Origin of the sequence: Enterobacter sp. ECC-219 (assembly GCF_043966805.1) — a bacterium.
Taxonomy (GTDB): Bacteria; Pseudomonadota; Gammaproteobacteria; order Enterobacterales; family Enterobacteriaceae; genus Enterobacter; species Enterobacter cloacae_N.
In genome coordinates this window covers 2,735,198-2,752,367 of the sequence record NZ_CP143680.1, presented here as the reverse complement: position 1 = coordinate 2,752,367, position 17,170 = coordinate 2,735,198, and the positions used below count along the sequence as shown (strand labels likewise).

Below are 17,170 nucleotides of genomic sequence, written 5' to 3'. Positions count from 1 at the left end.
CTCCATTGCCTGTTAAACGTTGAGCTTAAATGATTCTCCTGCCGGATACAAAAAAGAAGCCCGGCGAGAAACTCGCCGGGCTTCATCTTGAAAATCAGATAATTAGTTGTTTACGGGAATGACCGCGCCTTTGTATTTGGTGCGGATCCAGTCCTGAATCTCTTTGGAGTGCAGCACGTTCACCAGCGCGACAATGTCTTTCTTCTTCTCGTCGCCGCGATGCACGGTAATGATGTTGGCGTACGGGTTGTTTTCACCACTCTCGACCGCAATCGGGTCATGAACCGGGTCCAGACCTGCATCAATCGCGTAGTTGGCGTTGATCACCACCGCAGCGCCTTCGTCGTTGTTGTACATCTGCGGCAGCAGAGAGGCTTCCACGTTAGGCGTGAACTGCAGCTTTTTCGGGTTCTCGATGATATCGCTGATGCGCGCGGTCACTTTATCGATGCCCGGCTTCAGCTTGATCACGCCCTCTTTTTCGAAGATGGAGAGAATACGGCCTTCTTCGGAAACCGCATCACGCATGATGATCTTGCCGCCTTCCGGCAGGTCCTTCAGCGATTTGTATTTTTTGGAGTAGATGCCGATGGGCTCAATGTGGATCGCGCCCGCACTGACAAAGTCATAGTCTTTATCGCCCGCGTGATCTTTCAGCACGCTGTTCAGGTAAGGAATATGCTGGAAATAGTTGGCGTCAATGTCATGTCCCGCCAGCGCGGTGTTGGGCAGAATGTAGTCCTGGAACGGTTTGATCTCCAGGTCGATACCCTGCTTCGCCAGAATTGGCTTGGCCTGCTCCAGAATTTCGGCGTGCGGCGTGTTGGACGCGCCCACGGTCAGAGTGTCGGCCCAGGAGGCGAAGCTCAGGGCGCTCAGGGTTGCGGCGGCAATCAGCGTCAGTGTCTTTTTCATGATGTGGTTCCTGTGTGTTGTTGTTACCCTAAATAGTTCGAGTCACAGGAAGGCGGCAAGTGAGCGAATCCCCAGGAGCTTACATACAGTAAGTGACTGGGGTGAACGAATGCAGCCAACGCGCCTGAGCCTCGAAATATGACGGGTATTAGCGTTTATCTAACAGTGATGTAATGACATCGCCGCAGAACTGGATAATGAAAACGATGATCAGAATGGTCACCGTTGCCACCAGCGTGACGTCACCATGGTTGCGCTGGAATCCTTCCAGATAAGCCAGATTTCCCAAACCGCCGGCGCCAATCACCCCCGCCATCGCGCTGTAGCTCACCAGCGCAATCAGCGTCACCGTAATACCTGAAACCAGTGCAGGTGATGATTCCGGCAGTAAAACCCGAAACACTAACGTGCTCAGTCGTGCGCCCATCGAGCGCGTTGCTTCTATAACGCCTTTATCCACTTCACGCAGGGCGATTTCCACCAGGCGTGCGTAGAACGGTGCTGCGCCCACAATCAGCGCCGGCAGCGCCGCGTTGGCGCCAAGGATGGTCCCGACGATGGTTTTCGTGAACGGGATCAGCAGAACAATCAGGATGATGAACGGAATCGAGCGGAACACGTTCACCACAATCGAAATCACGCTGTAGACCGTGCGGTTATGGAACAGCCCGCCGCGCGCGGTTAAAAACAGCGCCAGACCGAGCACGAGCCCCAGAACAAAGGTCGCCACGCCGGAGAGCGCGGTCATGTACAGCGTCTCCTGAGTTGCCGCCCAGAGCTGGTCCCACTTCAGATGCGGAAAGAGATCCTCAGCCATGTTTAATCACCTCGCCTTCAATATCGCTGTGCTGCAAGTCGGCGAGGATATTGTTCAGTTGTTCGTCGGATGCCACCACGTGCACCCAGAGCTGGCCAAACACACCGTGGGCGGTTTGGGTCATTTTCCCGTGCAGGATGTTAAACGGCAGGCCGTAGCGCAGGGTCAGTTCACCCACGATCGGCTTATGGGTGCTGTGCCCGGTAAAGGTCAGCCTGATGACCGTGCCTTCCAGATCGTTTGCCAGTTCGGTATTGAAGGTTTCTTCCTCAGCGTACTGGCTCACCTGGCGGACAAACTGCTGCGTAATCGGCTGCTGCGGATGGGTAAAGACGCTCAGCACGTCGCCCTCCTCCACGACTTTACCATTCTCCATCACCGCCACGCGGTCGCAGATTTTGCGCACCACGTGCATCTCGTGCGTAATCAGCACGATGGTGAGTTTGAAGCGACGGTTAATGTCCAGCAGCAGATCGAGGATCTGATCGGTGGTCTGCGGGTCGAGCGCGGACGTGGCTTCATCGCAGAGCAGCACGTCAGGGTTGTTAGCCAAAGCACGCGCAATACCCACGCGCTGCTTTTGCCCGCCGCTCAGCTGCGACGGATACGCATGCTCACGCCCCTTCAGGCCAACCAGATCCACCAGCTCGGCCACGCGCGCCTTAATCCGGGCTTTTGGCACACCGGCGATTTGCATCGAGAAAGCGATGTTCTCGCTCACCGTGCGCGACCACAGCAGGTTGAAGTGCTGGAACACCATGCTGATTTTCAGACGCGCCTGACGCAGCGCTTCACCTTTTGCCGCAGAGATATCCTGCCCGTTAATGGTGACGCTTCCGGCGCTGGGTTTTTCCAGACCGTTCAGCAGACGAATCAGCGTGCTTTTCCCGGCGCCGCTGTAGCCGATAATGCCGTAAATCTGTCCCTGCTCTATCGTCAAATTGACGTTATCAACGGCAGTCAGCGCGACCTTTCCGTTGTCGAAAACCTTCGAAATATTCCTGAGTACGATCATTCTTATTCGTTATCCGATCCGCCCCTGGCGGTTTAGCAGTATGGATGTCCAAAAGATAGTAAACAGGCGTTATCAGCTTTTAAATGAACAAAAAAGCATGTGTTATAACCTGAGGTAATAAGCAGCGGATTTAAAGGGTCGAAAGCATTTAGACCAATTTCAGCAATGATTATCTGCCAGACGCATATCCGCTGGCTGACTCGCTCAAAAAACAGTCATTTTTGCAGCATTTTATGCGGATATAGCCATCCTCACTTCCGGACAACTTTACGTCTTGCTGTCCTGCCATCCAAAAACGGCATTTATATTCCATTCCGTTCTAAACGGCAGTGAATGGTTCTTTATTGCGAAAATTTCACCGCCCTATCATCCCGTCATGACATCCAGAAAGGAAAACATCATGACGATTTATCACTCGGTCACTGAACTGATTGGTCGTACCCCGCTTATCCAATTGCATAAGCTTGATACCGGTCCCTGCTCGCTGTTCCTGAAGCTGGAAAACCAGAACCCGGGCGGCTCTATCAAGGATCGCGTTGCGCTGTCGATGATTAACGAAGCGGAGCTCACCGGTCAGCTGCAGCCGGGCGGCACGATTATTGAGGCAACGGCGGGGAATACCGGTCTGGGCCTGGCCCTGATCGCCGCCCAGAAAGGCTACTCGCTGATCCTGGTGGTGCCCGACAAAATGAGCCGCGAGAAGATTTTCCACCTGCGCGCGCTGGGTGCCCAGGTGGTGCTGACCCGCTCCGACGTCAACAAGGGCCACCCCGCCTATTACCAGGATTACGCCCGGCGTCTGGCTAACGAGCTACCCGGCGCGTTTTACATCGACCAGTTTAATAACGAAGCCAACCCGCTGGCGCACCGCACCACCACGGCACCTGAGCTGTTTGAGCAGCTTGACGGCAGGATCGACGCCATCGTGGTCGGCGTCGGCTCAGGCGGGACGCTCGGCGGCCTGCAGGCGTGGTTCGCCGAGCACTCTCCACACACGGAGTTTGTCCTGGCAGACCCTGCAGGATCGGTTCTCGCCGACCAGGTGGAAACCGGACGCTACCACGACGCGGGCTCCTGGCTGGTTGAGGGCATTGGCGAGGACTTTATTCCGCCGCTGGCTCACATCGAAGGGGTGAATCGCGCCTGGCGCATCACCGACCGCGAAGCCTTCACCACCGCGCGCGATCTGCTGAAAACGGAAGGCATTCTGGCGGGCTCCTCCAGCGGCACGCTGCTGGCGGCCGCGCTGAAATACTGCCAGGCACAAACCGCGCCGAAACGCGTGGTGACCTTCGCCTGTGACAGCGGCAATAAGTATCTCTCGAAGATGTTCAACGACGACTGGATGCGCCAGCAGGGGCTTTTCACGCGCCCTCAGGCAGGCGATCTTTCCGACTATATCGCCCTGCGACACGATGAAGGCGCCACCGTCACCGCCGCTCCGGACGACACGCTTTCCACCGTACTGGCACGCATGCGCCTGTATGACATCTCCCAGTTGCCGGTCCTTGAGGACGGCAAGGTGGTGGGCATTATCGACGAGTGGGATCTGCTGCGGCATATCGGCGGTGACGGCGACCGCTTTGCCCTTCCGGTGACGGCAGCCATGACGCGTCAGGTGGAATTCCTCGACAAACGCGCCCCGGAGAGCGCCCTGCACGCCATCTTCGACCGCGGTCTGGTGGCCGTGATTAACGACAATGACCGTTTTCTCGGCCTGATTACGCGCAGCGACGTTCTGACCGCGTGGCGCAATCGTCTACAGCAATAAAGGAATAAACGATGAAAAACCTGGCAACCCTGAGCGTCCACAGCGGCGCGTTCAACGACCAGCACGGCGCCGTCATGCCGCCGATTTACGCCACCTCGACGTTTGCGCAACCGTCACCCGGCGAGCATACCGGCTATGAGTATTCCCGCAGCGGCAACCCTACCCGCCACGCGCTGGAAACCGCTATCGCTGAACTGGAAGGCGGCACGCGCGGTTACGCCTTTGCTTCCGGTCTCGCCGCCATCTCCACGGTGCTCGAACTGCTGGACAAAGACAGCCATATCGTCGCCATTGACGACGTTTACGGCGGGACGTACCGCCTGATTGAAAACGTGCGCAAGCGCAGCACCGGCCTGCAGGTCAGCTGGGTTAAGCCTGACGACTTAGCGGGGCTTGAGGCCGCCATTCGCCCGGATACGCGCATGGTGTGGGTGGAAACGCCGACCAACCCGCTGCTGAAGCTGGCGGATCTGGCGGCCATTGCCGCTATCGCGCGGCGCCATAACGTCATCAGCGTGGCGGATAACACCTTCGCGTCGCCGGCGATCCACCGCCCTCTGGCGTCGGGTTTCGATATCGTGGTGCACTCCGCCACCAAGTACCTTAACGGCCATTCGGACGTGGTGGCCGGGCTGGCGGTGGTGGGTGATAACCCGGCGCTGGCGGACCGGCTTGGCTACCTGCAAAATGCGGTCGGTGGCGTCCTGGATCCCTTTAGCAGCTTCCTGACCCTGCGCGGAATTCGCACGCTTGCGCTGAGGGTAGAAAAGCACAGCAGCAACGCGCTGGCGATTGCGCAATGGCTGGCGCAGCATCCTCTGGTTGAAAAGGTGTTCTATCCCGGGCTGGAATCGCATCCACAATATCAGCTTGCCCGCACGCAGATGGCCCTGCCAGGCGGAATGATTTCCGTCGTGGTAAAAGGCGATGCGCAACGCGCCACAGAGGTGATTCGCAACCTGAAGTTGTTCACCCTCGCGGAAAGCCTGGGCGGCGTAGAGAGCCTGGTGAGCCAGCCCTACAGCATGACGCACGCCTCGATTCCGCTGGAACAACGCCTGGCAAACGGCATTGTGCCGCAGCTGATTCGACTGTCGGTGGGCATTGAAGATCCGAAAGACCTGATTGCCGACCTCAGTCAGGCGCTGCAAAAATAAGCAAAATGCGGCAGGTCAAACGCCTGCCGCCAAAAGTTGTCATCATGGCTTAACGCCTTGATAACAATATTATGTGAAACGGCATTGATTAATTCTGAAACGCCGTATCCATTTTCCTTTTATCTTAAAATCAGCGTATAATGCGCGCCAAATCCCTGGTGAATGGTTTCAGCGCTTGGAATACAAAAAACAACGTACAACTTCTCCTCTCCTTCGTTGGGCTGACACTCAGGCACACTTTCTTCTGCACGCTCATTTGATGTCTCCTATCCTTAGTGCGTGTCATATACTCTTTTGCAACACAGGTTTGACTCCGCGGCGGTGCGCCCCCGGAGCGAGATTTCCATATCCTTCCCAACTTAAAGACTAAGACTGTCATGAAAAAGACGAAAATTGTTTGTACTATCGGCCCGAAAACCGAATCCGAAGAGATGCTGAGCAAAATGCTGGACGCCGGCATGAACGTGATGCGTCTGAACTTCTCCCACGGTGACTATGCTGAGCACGGTCAGCGTATCCAGAACTTGCGCAACGTGATGAGCAAGACTGGCAAAAAAGCCGCTATTCTGCTGGATACTAAAGGTCCGGAAATCCGTACCATCAAACTGGAAGGCGGTAACGACGTTTCTCTGAAAGCGGGCCAGACCTTCACCTTCACTACCGATAAATCCGTTGTCGGTAACAGCGAAATCGTTGCGGTAACCTATGAAGGCTTCACCAGCGATCTCTCCGTGGGTAACACCGTGCTGGTCGACGATGGTTTGATCGGTATGGAAGTGACCGCTATCGAAGGCAACAAGGTTATCTGTAAAGTGCTGAACAACGGCGACCTGGGCGAAAACAAAGGCGTTAACCTGCCGGGCGTTTCCATCGCACTGCCGGCACTGGCTGAGAAAGACAAACAGGACCTGATCTTCGGCTGCGAACAAGGCGTTGACTTCGTTGCGGCGTCCTTCATCCGTAAGCGTTCCGACGTGGTTGAAATTCGTGAGCACCTGAAAGCGCACGGCGGCGAGAAGATCCAGATCATCTCCAAAATTGAAAACCAGGAAGGCCTGAACAACTTCGACGAAATCCTTGAAGCATCTGACGGCATCATGGTTGCACGTGGCGACCTGGGCGTTGAAATCCCGGTTGAAGAAGTAATCTTCGCGCAGAAGATGATGATCGAGAAGTGTGTTCGCGCGCGTAAAGTGGTTATCACCGCAACGCAGATGCTGGACTCCATGATCAAAAACCCACGCCCTACCCGCGCTGAAGCAGGTGACGTGGCGAACGCCATCCTCGACGGTACCGATGCAGTGATGCTGTCCGGTGAATCCGCGAAAGGGAAATACCCTCTGGAAGCGGTCGGCATCATGGCAACCATCTGCGAACGTACTGACCGCGTGATGACAAGCCGTCTGGACTTCAACAACGACAGCCGCAAGCTGCGCATCACCGAAGCAGTATGCCGCGGTGCAGTAGAAACCGCTGAGAAACTGGAAGCGCCACTGATTGTGGTAGCGACCCAGGGCGGTAAATCTGCGCGCGCAGTACGTAAATACTTCCCGGATGCCACCATCCTGGCCCTGACCACCAACGAAACCACCGCACGTCAGCTGGTGCTGAGCAAAGGCGTGGTTGCGCACCTGGTCAAAGAGATCGCCTCTACTGACGATTTCTACATTCAGGGTAAAGCACTGGCTCTGGAAAGCGGTCTGGCGCAGAAAGGCGACGTTGTTGTGATGGTTTCTGGTGCGCTGGTACCAAGCGGAACGACCAATACGGCCTCCGTTCACGTGCTGTAGTAATTCAGGAACGAATTAGTTTTGATAAAAAGCGCCCAATGGGCGCTTTTTTTATTACCGTCATTAGCCAAATTCATTCAAAAAGCAAATCGGGTTTTTCTATTTAATTGCGAATTATCTAAGATGAATCCGATGAAAAATGCCTTTTTTTACATAGCTTTTTACTCAAAAAGGGCTGATTCGATGCTTCTTTGAGCGAACGATCAAAAATAGGCGTATTCCCATCAAAAAAATATTCTCAACCCAAAAAAGTTTGTGTAATACTTGTAACGCTACATGGAGATTAACTCAATCTAGAGGGTATTAATAATGAATCGTACTAAACTGGTACTGGGCGCGGTAATCCTGGGTTCTACTCTGCTGGCTGGTTGCTCCAGCAACGCTAAAATCGATCAGCTGTCTTCTGACGTTCAGACTCTGAACGCTAAAGTTGACCAGCTGAGCAACGACGTGAACGCAATGCGTTCCGACGTTCAGGCTGCTAAAGACGACGCAGCTCGCGCTAACCAGCGTCTGGACAACCAGGCTACTAAATACCGTAAGTAATAGTACCTGTTAATAAAATGGCGCACATTGTGCGCCATTTTTTTTGCCTGCGTCAAACGACTACTGCGTTACCTTCTCCCCTTCCTCTTCAGCTACCGCAGCCGACACCCGACTGTTCTGTACCGACAGCACGCTATTGCTGGCCGACGGGCCGCTACCCGCGGATACGTCAACCGGGATCCCCGCGCGGCGTGCCAGCGCTTTATCAATAAGCGCTTTGTCGCTTCCGGCTTGAGACACAAAGGTCGCAAAGTCTGCGGAGTGGTTAATGGGCGAAATCTGCGGGTTCTCGCCCTCCACCTGCGCCAGCGGACGGTGAACCTCAATATAACGCTTCCCGTCCGGCTCAACCGAGAACTTCACCGGCTCATTGATAATTTGTACCCGCGTGCCAACCCGTACCTGTTCGAACAGGGCTTTAATATCCGGGGCGTTCATGCGCATGCAGCCTGAACTGACGCGCAGGCCTACGCTGTCCGGCGCGCTGGTGCCGTGAATAAGATATTCCCCATTACCAATACCCAAACGCAGCGCGTAGCGCCCCAGCGGGTTATTTGGCCCGGCCGGGACGACCGGAGGCAATTTAATACCCTGTGCCAGCGAACGGGCTCTGATGCCCGCCGTAGGCGTCCAGGTTGGATTAGGGATTTTTTGACTTACGCGGGTGGTGCTCACCGGCGTTTCCAGCCCCAACTGTCCGATGCCGAGCGGGAATACCTGGACAATATTTTCTCCCGGCGGGAAGTAGTAGAGCCGGAGCTCAGCCAGATTCACCACAATGCCCTCGCGCGGGGTATCCGGCAGCAGCATCTGCGACGGAATCGTGATAACGGTACCCGGTGCCGGGTTCACCGGCGCAATGGTATTGTTCGTTTCAAGGATCACCTGCGCCGCCGTATTAAACCGACGGGCGATGGTCTGAAGCTTATTATCCCCTTCCTGTATCGTGTAGGTTTGATTTTGCCCAATCAGGCGACTGCCTGCGGGCGGCAACGGATAGTCCATCGCGCGGGCCGAATTAAACGTACCGAGCGAACTGACGAGTAATAGAGTTATTAGAGACGCGCGCTTCATGCTGAGATTCCTTATTCACTGGCAGGACGCCAGAAAGCTGAAAAACCAGCGAGGCGGGAACCACCTCGCGAAACAGAATGAATGCTGTTCTGTAAGTCTAGCTAAGGATTGCAGCTTTGGCGCGAATGGCGCGAATCATCGCTTCCAGCCCCTGGGAACGGGACGGGGTGAGGTGTTGGGTCAGGGCCATTTTTTCAAACCACGGGCGGACATCGAACGCAACGATATCCTGCGCCGACATCCGGTGGTAAAGAATAAAGACCACCGCAATCAGCCCTTTTACAATGGCCGCATCGCTGTCGCCGTGCAGTGCGATAGTGCCGTCGTCAGACTGCTCCATCACAATCCACACCTGGCTCTGGCAGCCCTGAATAATGTTTTCCGGGTTATGCGCCTCTTCGCCGAGCGGCGGCAGACGCTGCCCCAGCTCGATGATATAAAGGTACTTCTCTTCCCAGTTTGCGCAGCGCCCAAAGTTGCGCAGCAATTTATCTCTGTCCGGCAGTTCTGCCATCTTTTGCCTCTTCGTTAGCCCAGCAGCTGGTGAATGCGCTTAAGCCCCGCCACCAGCCTGTCGACCTCTTCCATTGTGTTATACATCACCAGCGACGCGCGGCACATTGCCGGTACCTGGTAAAAGGCCATCAGCGGCATGGCGCAGTGGTGCCCGGTACGGACGGCCACGCCGTAGTTATCAAGGAAGCTGCCCACGTCATAGGCGTGGTGTTTCCCAAGGTTAAACGCAATCACGCCCTGGCGGTCGGCCGGGCCATACAGGGTAAGATCCGGCACGCTGGCAAGCTCCTGCAGCGCGTAGTGCATCAGCAGCTGTTCGTACTCCTGGATGGCGTCCAGGCCGATTGCGGAAACGTAAGACACCGCCTCCCCCAGGCCGATAATCCCGCCGGTGTTGGGAGTACCCGCCTCAAAACGCCACGGCGCACGGGCATAGGTTGTCCCTTCCGAAAGGCTTACGGTGGCAATCATCGATCCGCCGCCTTCCCACGGCGGCATCGCCTGCAGAATGTCCTCTTTCACATACAGCACGCCGATGCCGGTTGGACCATAGAGCTTATGCCCGGAGAATACGTAGAAATCGCAGTCCAGCGCCTGCACATCCACCGCGTGGTGCATTACCGCCTGCGCGCCGTCAATCAACACCTTCGCACCGGCCTGATGGGCTTTTGCGATAATCTCTGCCACCGGGTTTTCGGTGCCCAGCACGTTAGAGACCTGTGTAACCGCCACCAGCCGCGTTTTATCGTCCAGCAGGGCGTCAAGCTGCTCAAGCTGCAGCGTGCCGTCCTCATTCATCGGAATGACCCGCAGCTGTGCGCCGACACGCTCGCAGAGCATCTGCCACGGCACAATATTGGCGTGGTGCTCCATCTGGGTGATGAGGATGTTATCCCCCGCGTGGACCTGCGCGTTGCCCCAGCTGTTCGCGACAAGGTTGATCCCTTCAGTGGTTCCGCGCACGAAGACCAGCTCTTCAGGCGAACGTGCATTGAGGAAAGCGGACACCTGCGTGCGCACGTTTTCCATGCGCTGGGTCGCTTCGGCGCTCAGGGTATGGATACCCCGATGCACCGCAGCATAACCATGGCGGTAGAACTCGGCTTCCGCATCCACCACTTGATTCGGTTTCTGCGCGCTGGCCGCGCTGTCGAGATAGGCCAGCGGCAGACCGTTCACTTCACGGGTCAGAACCGGGAAGTCGGCCCGCACTTTCTCTACGGGAAAACTCATGCTTCGCCTCCGGGCAGACGCTGACCAATGCGGGCCAGCACCTGCTGCTTCAATACGCCATCGTGTAGCGCTTCCGTAAGCTCCGCCGCAAAGGCGTAGATAATCATTTTCTGCGCCGCCTGCCGGTCGATGCCGCGGGAACGCAGGTAAAACATCTGTTCGTCGTCAATCCGCCCGACCGTCGCGCCGTGACTGCATTTCACGTCATCGGCGTAGATCTCCAGCTGCGGTTTGGTGTCCACCTCCGCCAGGCGCCCCAACAGCAGATTGTTGTTGGTCATCTGCCCGTCAGTTTTAATGGCGTGCTGGGCCACGTTAATCAGGCCGTTAAACACCGCCCGCCCTTTATCGCTGACGATGGTTTTATGCAGCTGGCGGCTGTTGCAGTAGCCCTTGTTGTGCTCAAGCCAGGTGCGCGTGTCGCACACTTCTGATTTGACCGGCATCGCCAGGCTGTTGATGCGCAGCGTGGTGTTTTCACCGTTAAGCTGCGTGCTGGTGTTGTGGCGCAGCACCGCGCCGCCGAGCAGAAAGCTGTGGCTGTACGCCGCGGCATCCTGACCCAGCGCTATATCGTTATGGGCAAAATGGTGGCTCTGCGGATTCTCAGACGCCAGCTTAATGTGGTGAAGCTGCGCATTTGCGGCGACGTTCATCGTCAGCCGCGACCCGGTAAAGTGGCGGGTCTCGTTGAGGCTGACGTAATGTTCGATTACCGTGGCCTCCGCTCCCTCCGCCAGATCAAGGTGATGGCGATAGTGCGCGGTGTTGATCTCATCGCCCTCCACGCCCTGCGTGATGTGCATCAGAAGCAGCGGTTTGGCCGGGCGCTGGTTACGCTTAACCTGAATATGCGTCACGCTGCGGGCCAGGCTCTCGGTCAGGTGGAGAAACACTTCCGGCTGAACCGGGGCGCTCAGGCTCTGGCGGTCGTCGCTAATCACGATATCGAACCCGCTCCCCTGAACGTCGTCGCTCAGTTCAGGGCGCCAGACGCCGTCGACAAAGACCAGACGCACCGCATCCACCGTCAGCGCCAGGCCGTCACGCCGGGCCGGGTCGATCTCCGCCAGGCGCGTCACAAACTCGCCGTTCAGCAGGCCGTCGAGCGGGGTGTATTTCCAGTTCTCATGCTTGCGCGTCGGCAGGCCGAGACGCAGCATCTGCTGGAGATGCTGCTGCGCCTGCTCGGAGCGCGTATTACCCTGCGCCTCAAACAGCCTGTGCCACTGCTGGAGTGCATTACTGCTGTTCGGTAAGCCAGCCATAACCCTGCTCCTCCAGTTGTTTAACCAGCGTAAAATCACCGGATTTCACAATGCGTCCCTGGTAAAGCACGTGCACGTAGTCCGGCTTGATATAGTCCAGAATGCGCTGGTAGTGGGTGACGATTATGAATGAACGCTTGCCGTCGCGCAGGGCGTTCACCCCGTCGGCGACAATCTTCAGGGCGTCGATATCCAGACCGGAGTCGGTCTCATCCAGAATGCACAGCTCGGGCTCCAGCACCGCCATCTGCAGGATGTCGTTACGCTTTTTCTCGCCGCCGGAAAAGCCAACGTTGACCGAGCGGGTCAGCAGGTCTTCCGGCATTTTCAGCAGCTTGATCTTCTCTTCCATCAGATCCTGGAAGTCGAAGCGATCCAGTGCCTCCTGGCCGCGATACTTGCGCACCGCATTCAGCGCCGTCTGGAGGAAAAACTGGTTGCTGACGCCCGGAATTTCCACCGGGTACTGGAAGGCCATAAAGATGCCCTCACCCGCGCGGTCTTCCGGCGACATCTCCAGCAGATCTTTGCCGTTAAATTCGACCGAACCGCCAGTCACTTCGTAATCTTCGCGTCCCGCCAGCGTTGCAGAAAGCGTACTTTTCCCGGAGCCGTTCGGCCCCATAATGGCGTGAACTTCACCCGGCTTGACGTCAAAATTGAGACCGCGCAGGATGTCTTTCTCTTCCACGCTAACCTGTAAATCTTTAATGCTTAACATGTGCTTTCCTTAACCGACGCTGTGTTCAAGACTAATGGCGAGGAGTTTTTGTGCTTCAACGGCAAATTCCAGCGGCAGTTCAGAGAACACGTCCTTACAGAAGCCGTTCACAATCATCGAAATGGCATCTTCTTCGCTGATGCCGCGCTGCAGACAGTAGAAGAGCTGATCTTCCCCAATGCGCGACGTGGTCGCCTCGTGCTCCAGCTGGGCCGTGTTGTTACGACACTCAACGTAAGGGAAGGTATGCGCCCCGCAGTCTGCGCCAATCAGCATTGAGTCACACTGGGTGAAGTTACGCGCGTTGGTGGCCGTCGGCATGATTTTCACCAGCCCGCGATAGCTGTTCTGGGAATGCCCGGCAGAGATCCCTTTCGAAATGATGGTAGATTTCGTGTTTTTACCGATGTGGATCATCTTGGTGCCGGTATCGGCCTGCTGATGCCCGCTGGTGAGCGCCACCGAGTAAAACTCACCAATGGAGTTATCCCCACGCAGGATGCAGCTCGGGTACTTCCAGGTAATAGCAGAGCCGGTTTCCGACTGCGTCCAGGACATTTTGCTGTTTTCACCTTCGCACAGCGCGCGCTTGGTGACGAAGTTCAGGATACCGCCGGTGTTGCCGTCGCCGGGGAACCAGTTCTGCACCGTGGAGTATTTCACCTCCGCGTCTTTATGAATGATGACCTCGACCACCGCAGCGTGCAGCTGATAGCTGTCGCGCACCGGTGCAGAACACCCTTCGATATAGCTGACGTAGCTGCCTTCGTCCGCAACCAGAATGGTGCGTTCGAACTGGCCGGTTTTTTCGGCGTTAATGCGGAAATAGGTGGAGAGCTCCATCGGACAGCGCACGCCTTTCGGCACGTAGATAAAGGTGCCGTCAGAGGCTACCGCGGCATTTAGCGCGGCGAAGAAGTTATCGTTACTCGGTACCACGGTGCCGATGTACTTCTTCACCAGCTCGGGATGGTCATGAATCGCTTCGCCAAAGGAGCAGAAAATAATCCCCTGCTCGGCCAGCTTTTCGCGATAGGTGGTCGCCACCGAGACGGAGTCGAAAATGGCGTCCACCGCCACCTCTTTGCCCTCGCGAACCGGGACGCCAAGCTGATTAAAGGCCTCTTCCACCTCTTTACTCAGGAAGCTGTTCTCGGCACCGGTCTGCTGTACCGCGCCGGGCTGCGAAGCGCAGGTATCGTCACAGCTGCCGCAGGAGGGCGCGGAGTAGTAGCTGTAATCCTGATAGTTCAGTTTGTCGTAATGGGCTTTCAGCCAGTGCGGCTCTTCCATCTCCAGCCAGGCGCGGAAAGCGCTCAGGCGAAATTCGAGCATCCACTCGGGCTCGTTACGTTTGGCCGAGATGGCGCGCACGACATCTTCATTAATCCCTTTCGCCAGCTCGTCGGTCTGCAGCTGCGTGAAAAAACCCTCTTTATAGTTGAGGTGTCCGCCGCTCCAGGTGTTTACATCACTCGTTGCTTCAGTATTACGAGACATAGTACCGCCTATACCCCAAAGCTTTCACCGCAGCCGCATTCGTTCTGGGCTTTCGGGTTATGAAATTTGAATAACTGGTTTAAACCTTCCCGTACGTAGTCCACCTCTGTACCGTCGATAAACGGCATAGCCTGAAGCGCGACGTACAGCTTTGCGCCATCGGTTTCAAACACCAGGTCATCTTTTTCCGGTGCGGTGACAGTATCCAGCACGTAGCCAAAGCCCGCGCAGCCGGTCTGCTTAACGCCTAAGCGTACGCCGAGGATCTCGGGCTTTTTCGCCACCAGCTCGTGGATATGCGCTGCCGCCGCAGGCGTGAGCGTTAAACCACGCCAGGCAAAATCGGCAGGATTGAAGGTTTCTGAATGCAGTTCCATAGGTCCACCTCATCTGATTAGCCATCAGGGCATAACACCATGTTAGTGATAACGATTATCACTTCAACCCTCTGTCAGCAGGGGCATTCGGCTAAACCGCCCTTTTTGTCTACTTTTATTAAGCATAGACCCTGTCAGGAGATGCGGGCGGGATGGATTTAATTGTTCAATACTTTGAAAATTAATGGATTATTGAACGGAGGAAACAGCGACGAAAGGAAAAGTAAAATATGCATCGGAAATGCCTATTTTTGAGATAGCTTTTGTTCAGGAAGGGACCAAAACAAAAAAAGGCCCTCAAGGCCTCTGATTATGAGTGATGAAATGAAACGGTAAAACCCTGTTCACGCCAGTGATCGAGCTGTTCCTGCTGACGCAGTGTTGGCGCTTTTCCCGTCCAGACGAAGATTTTTTGCCCCGGGAAGAGCTCAGGACGCGGGGAATCAATCGGCTCGGCCAGAACATCAATGTGCCAGCCCTTGTGCGATAAGCGCGCGGCTTCCAGCCACAGGTGGGTCCGGTCATCGCATTCCCAGCCGATAAGCAACGCATCGTTACCCGCTTTCTTGCGCGACTCCGCCAGGCTTGCAATCGCGAATTCAATCAGAACACCGTCAAGCATGCTCGCCATGTGGCGTACGGTATTTTGATCCTGATTCATTCGCTGGCGGACGGGGGAAATGATGTTATCGATCAGCGCATCCATCGCGTGGTCGCGGCGAAATTCGCCGATTTTGGCACGCAGCTTTGCCGGGCTGGCGTAGCGCAGAACGGTCATCATCTCTTCCTGGAACGAGGCCCAGTTACCCTGGGTCAGAACTTCTTTGTTTTCCAGCAGGGCTTTGACTTTTCCGACCGAAACGCCGCTTTTCATCAGGCGCTTGATCTCTTCGATACGCAGGATATCTTCATCGTCGAACTGACGATGACCCCCTTCGCTGCGCTGCGGCTTCAACAATCCATAACGGCGCTGCCAGGCACGCAGCGTAACGGGGTTGATACCGCATCGTTCGGCTACTTCGCCGATACTGTAATAGGCCATTAACTCCCTCACGCTCAGAACTTCCATACCTAACTGCACCAACCTTATCAGATTGTACAAACCATTTGTATAACTAAGACCGTATTTTGCCCAGGTGAATGGGGCATTCCACCATCCACCTGTTAATACATTGTTGTACAAAATTTGCCATTCGTACAGCCAGACCGACTCAATTGCGCCCGGCTTTATCAAAAGTCGAATTTTTTCTCTGGCCATGCAATGGCCGGAATACCGCCGTGCCGGGGGCTGGCAAAAAGATGTCCCTGGAACTGCGAAATCCCCGCAGACTCCAACCACATCCACTCTTCCGCCTTCTCCACGCCGACCGCGCAGAACTGAATTTCCAGCGAAGAACAGCATTTGATAATCGCCTGAATAATAGCCTGACGCGGACCACTTTTGTGCACGTTCGCTACCAGATCACGATTAATCTTAATTCTGTCCGGCTGGAACTGGGCCAGCAGCTGTAGCCCGGCAAAACCGGCACCAAAGTGATCGATCGTTACGCTGATCCCCGCACTTTTTAACTGCCTGACCGAGTCTGTGAACTCATCGAAACGGGAAATGGCTTCGCTCTCGGTGAACTCGACCATAATTTGCTCGGGCACAAAACCATTTGCTTCGATGGCGGTAAGCAGAAAGTCCACGGCGTTGGGGAGATTGACCAGCGTCATAGGCAGCAGGTTAAGAGACAACGTCTGGTCCTGTAACCCCAGCGCGCTGGCCATTGAGAGCGCTACCTGCTTGCTTTGCAAATCAGAGGTATACACGTCCTCGCGCGAGCGGTTGGCGAAGTAGACCCCCGGCGAGTCGCCGGACGGGGTGCGGAGAAGCGCCTCCCAGGAGACGACCCGCTGCATAAACGGATCGACTATCGGTTGAAAGGCAAAGCTACAATCCGCCCCTTTCGCGACCACCTCAGGTTGTGCAGATAAGTGCGTGTCTTCAGGAACAAAATCCCATGAATCTGCAGGAGGCAGTTCAAAATAGTTCGCTTTTTCTGTGGCCTCAACAAAGGTCCGAAAAAACTGCAGCGGGCGGTCATTATACGTCAGCTGGTAGCGCGTCGTGCCTCTGTTGAGCACCTGCTGCAGCACCTCATCCCTGTCGAACTGGCGTAAATCAAAAAGCTCCATGCCCACCTTGCCAAAACGCCGGACAGGCCCGTGATCCCGCATCAGCTCTACCACGTTATGGTGGCGGGTGTCGTTGCAGATCTGCTCATAAATAGCAGAAACATGATCCGCTGGCCCCTCAAGCAACTGGAAAAAATGTGTGCCGTTAAACAGCAAGATCCCCGTGACATTGGATTGCCGGTTTTTACTATTTGCAGCAGCGACCATTGTTTCCAGCGCTTTCACTGGAACGTCTTCGCAGATATGACTGCGGTAAATGATGGTTGTAAGCATGCTATTCCTGGGGGTTAGG

General features: G+C 55.7%; 16 protein-coding genes. 4 read left to right on the top strand and 12 right to left on the bottom strand.

The window, feature by feature from the left end; genetic code table 11:
• Positions 1 to 102: 102 nt before the first annotated feature.
• From V1603_RS13060 to V1603_RS13050, 3 genes are all read right to left on the bottom strand, one after another.
• Positions 103 to 915 carry a MetQ/NlpA family ABC transporter substrate-binding protein gene (locus V1603_RS13060; protein ID WP_395312736.1) on the bottom strand — a complete coding sequence of 271 codons (813 nt, stop codon included), beginning with the start codon at positions 913 to 915 and terminating at the stop codon, positions 103 to 105.
• A gap of 148 nt (positions 916 to 1,063) precedes the next feature.
• Positions 1,064 to 1,732, bottom strand: coding sequence for a methionine ABC transporter permease (locus V1603_RS13055; protein WP_163329006.1), 669 nt, complete (start codon positions 1,730 to 1,732; stop codon positions 1,064 to 1,066).
• A complete protein-coding gene (locus V1603_RS13050; protein WP_316378968.1) occupies positions 1,725 to 2,747 on the bottom strand; it encodes an ATP-binding cassette domain-containing protein in 1,023 nt (340 codons plus the stop codon). Before V1603_RS13050 ends, V1603_RS13055 begins: the two co-directional genes overlap by 8 nt.
• Positions 2,748 to 3,147: 400 nt before the next feature.
• On the opposite strand from V1603_RS13050, the gene V1603_RS13045 reads away from it, so the two are divergent.
• The 4 genes from V1603_RS13045 (at position 3,148) to lpp (ending at position 8,011) form a co-directional block, all read left to right on the top strand.
• Positions 3,148 to 4,518 (top strand): pyridoxal-phosphate dependent enzyme, encoded by a 1,371-nt coding sequence (locus V1603_RS13045; RefSeq protein ID WP_395312735.1) that lies wholly within the window; start codon positions 3,148 to 3,150, stop codon positions 4,516 to 4,518.
• A gap of 11 nt (positions 4,519 to 4,529) precedes the next feature.
• Entirely contained in the window at positions 4,530 to 5,675 is a 1,146-nt protein-coding gene (locus V1603_RS13040; protein WP_163329000.1) for a PLP-dependent aspartate aminotransferase family protein, read from the top strand.
• A 377-nt stretch (positions 5,676 to 6,052) separates the two neighbouring features.
• Positions 6,053 to 7,465: a pyruvate kinase PykF gene (pykF, locus tag V1603_RS13035; protein WP_045284943.1), complete on the top strand. Its 1,413-nt coding sequence runs from the start codon at positions 6,053 to 6,055 to the stop codon at positions 7,463 to 7,465.
• 309 nt (positions 7,466 to 7,774) lie between these two features.
• Positions 7,775 to 8,011: a murein lipoprotein Lpp gene (gene lpp / locus V1603_RS13030; protein WP_001082307.1), complete on the top strand. Its 237-nt coding sequence runs from the start codon at positions 7,775 to 7,777 to the stop codon at positions 8,009 to 8,011.
• Positions 8,012 to 8,071: 60 nt separating this feature from the next.
• Here lpp and V1603_RS13025 read toward each other — a convergent pair whose 3' ends face one another.
• The 9 genes from V1603_RS13025 to V1603_RS12985 all read right to left on the bottom strand — a co-directional run bounded on the left by V1603_RS13025 (position 8,072) and on the right by V1603_RS12985 (position 17,151).
• Entirely contained in the window at positions 8,072 to 9,085 is a 1,014-nt protein-coding gene (locus tag V1603_RS13025; RefSeq protein ID WP_395312734.1) for a L,D-transpeptidase family protein, read from the bottom strand.
• Positions 9,086 to 9,182: 97 nt separating this feature from the next.
• Positions 9,183 to 9,599 (bottom strand): cysteine desulfuration protein SufE, encoded by a 417-nt coding sequence (gene sufE / locus V1603_RS13020; RefSeq protein ID WP_028012869.1) that lies wholly within the window; start codon positions 9,597 to 9,599, stop codon positions 9,183 to 9,185.
• 14 nt (positions 9,600 to 9,613) lie between these two features.
• Positions 9,614 to 10,834, bottom strand: a complete 1,221-nt coding sequence (gene sufS / locus V1603_RS13015) for a cysteine desulfurase SufS (RefSeq protein ID WP_395312733.1) — start codon at positions 10,832 to 10,834, stop codon at positions 9,614 to 9,616.
• On the bottom strand, positions 10,831 to 12,102 hold the full coding sequence (gene sufD, locus V1603_RS13010) for a Fe-S cluster assembly protein SufD (protein WP_395312732.1): 1,272 nt from the start codon (positions 12,100 to 12,102) through the stop codon (positions 10,831 to 10,833). Before sufD ends, sufS begins: the two co-directional genes overlap by 4 nt.
• The gene (sufC, locus tag V1603_RS13005) at positions 12,077 to 12,823 is read right to left on the bottom strand and encodes a Fe-S cluster assembly ATPase SufC (RefSeq protein ID WP_116340441.1); all 747 of its coding nucleotides are present in this window, start codon (positions 12,821 to 12,823) and stop codon (positions 12,077 to 12,079) included. The genes sufD and sufC overlap by 26 nt, the downstream gene beginning before the upstream one ends.
• A gap of 9 nt (positions 12,824 to 12,832) precedes the next feature.
• A complete protein-coding gene (gene sufB, locus V1603_RS13000; protein ID WP_032657798.1) occupies positions 12,833 to 14,323 on the bottom strand; it encodes a Fe-S cluster assembly protein SufB in 1,491 nt (496 codons plus the stop codon).
• 8 nt (positions 14,324 to 14,331) lie between these two features.
• Positions 14,332 to 14,700 (bottom strand): Fe-S cluster assembly scaffold SufA, encoded by a 369-nt coding sequence (gene sufA / locus V1603_RS12995; RefSeq protein ID WP_116340443.1) that lies wholly within the window; start codon positions 14,698 to 14,700, stop codon positions 14,332 to 14,334.
• Between the two features lie 310 nt (positions 14,701 to 15,010).
• Positions 15,011 to 15,742, bottom strand: a complete 732-nt coding sequence (locus V1603_RS12990) for a MerR family transcriptional regulator (RefSeq protein WP_192981576.1) — start codon at positions 15,740 to 15,742, stop codon at positions 15,011 to 15,013.
• A 188-nt stretch (positions 15,743 to 15,930) separates the two neighbouring features.
• Positions 15,931 to 17,151 (bottom strand): diguanylate phosphodiesterase, encoded by a 1,221-nt coding sequence (locus V1603_RS12985; RefSeq protein WP_395312731.1) that lies wholly within the window; start codon positions 17,149 to 17,151, stop codon positions 15,931 to 15,933.
• Positions 17,152 to 17,170: the final 19 nt, after the last annotated feature.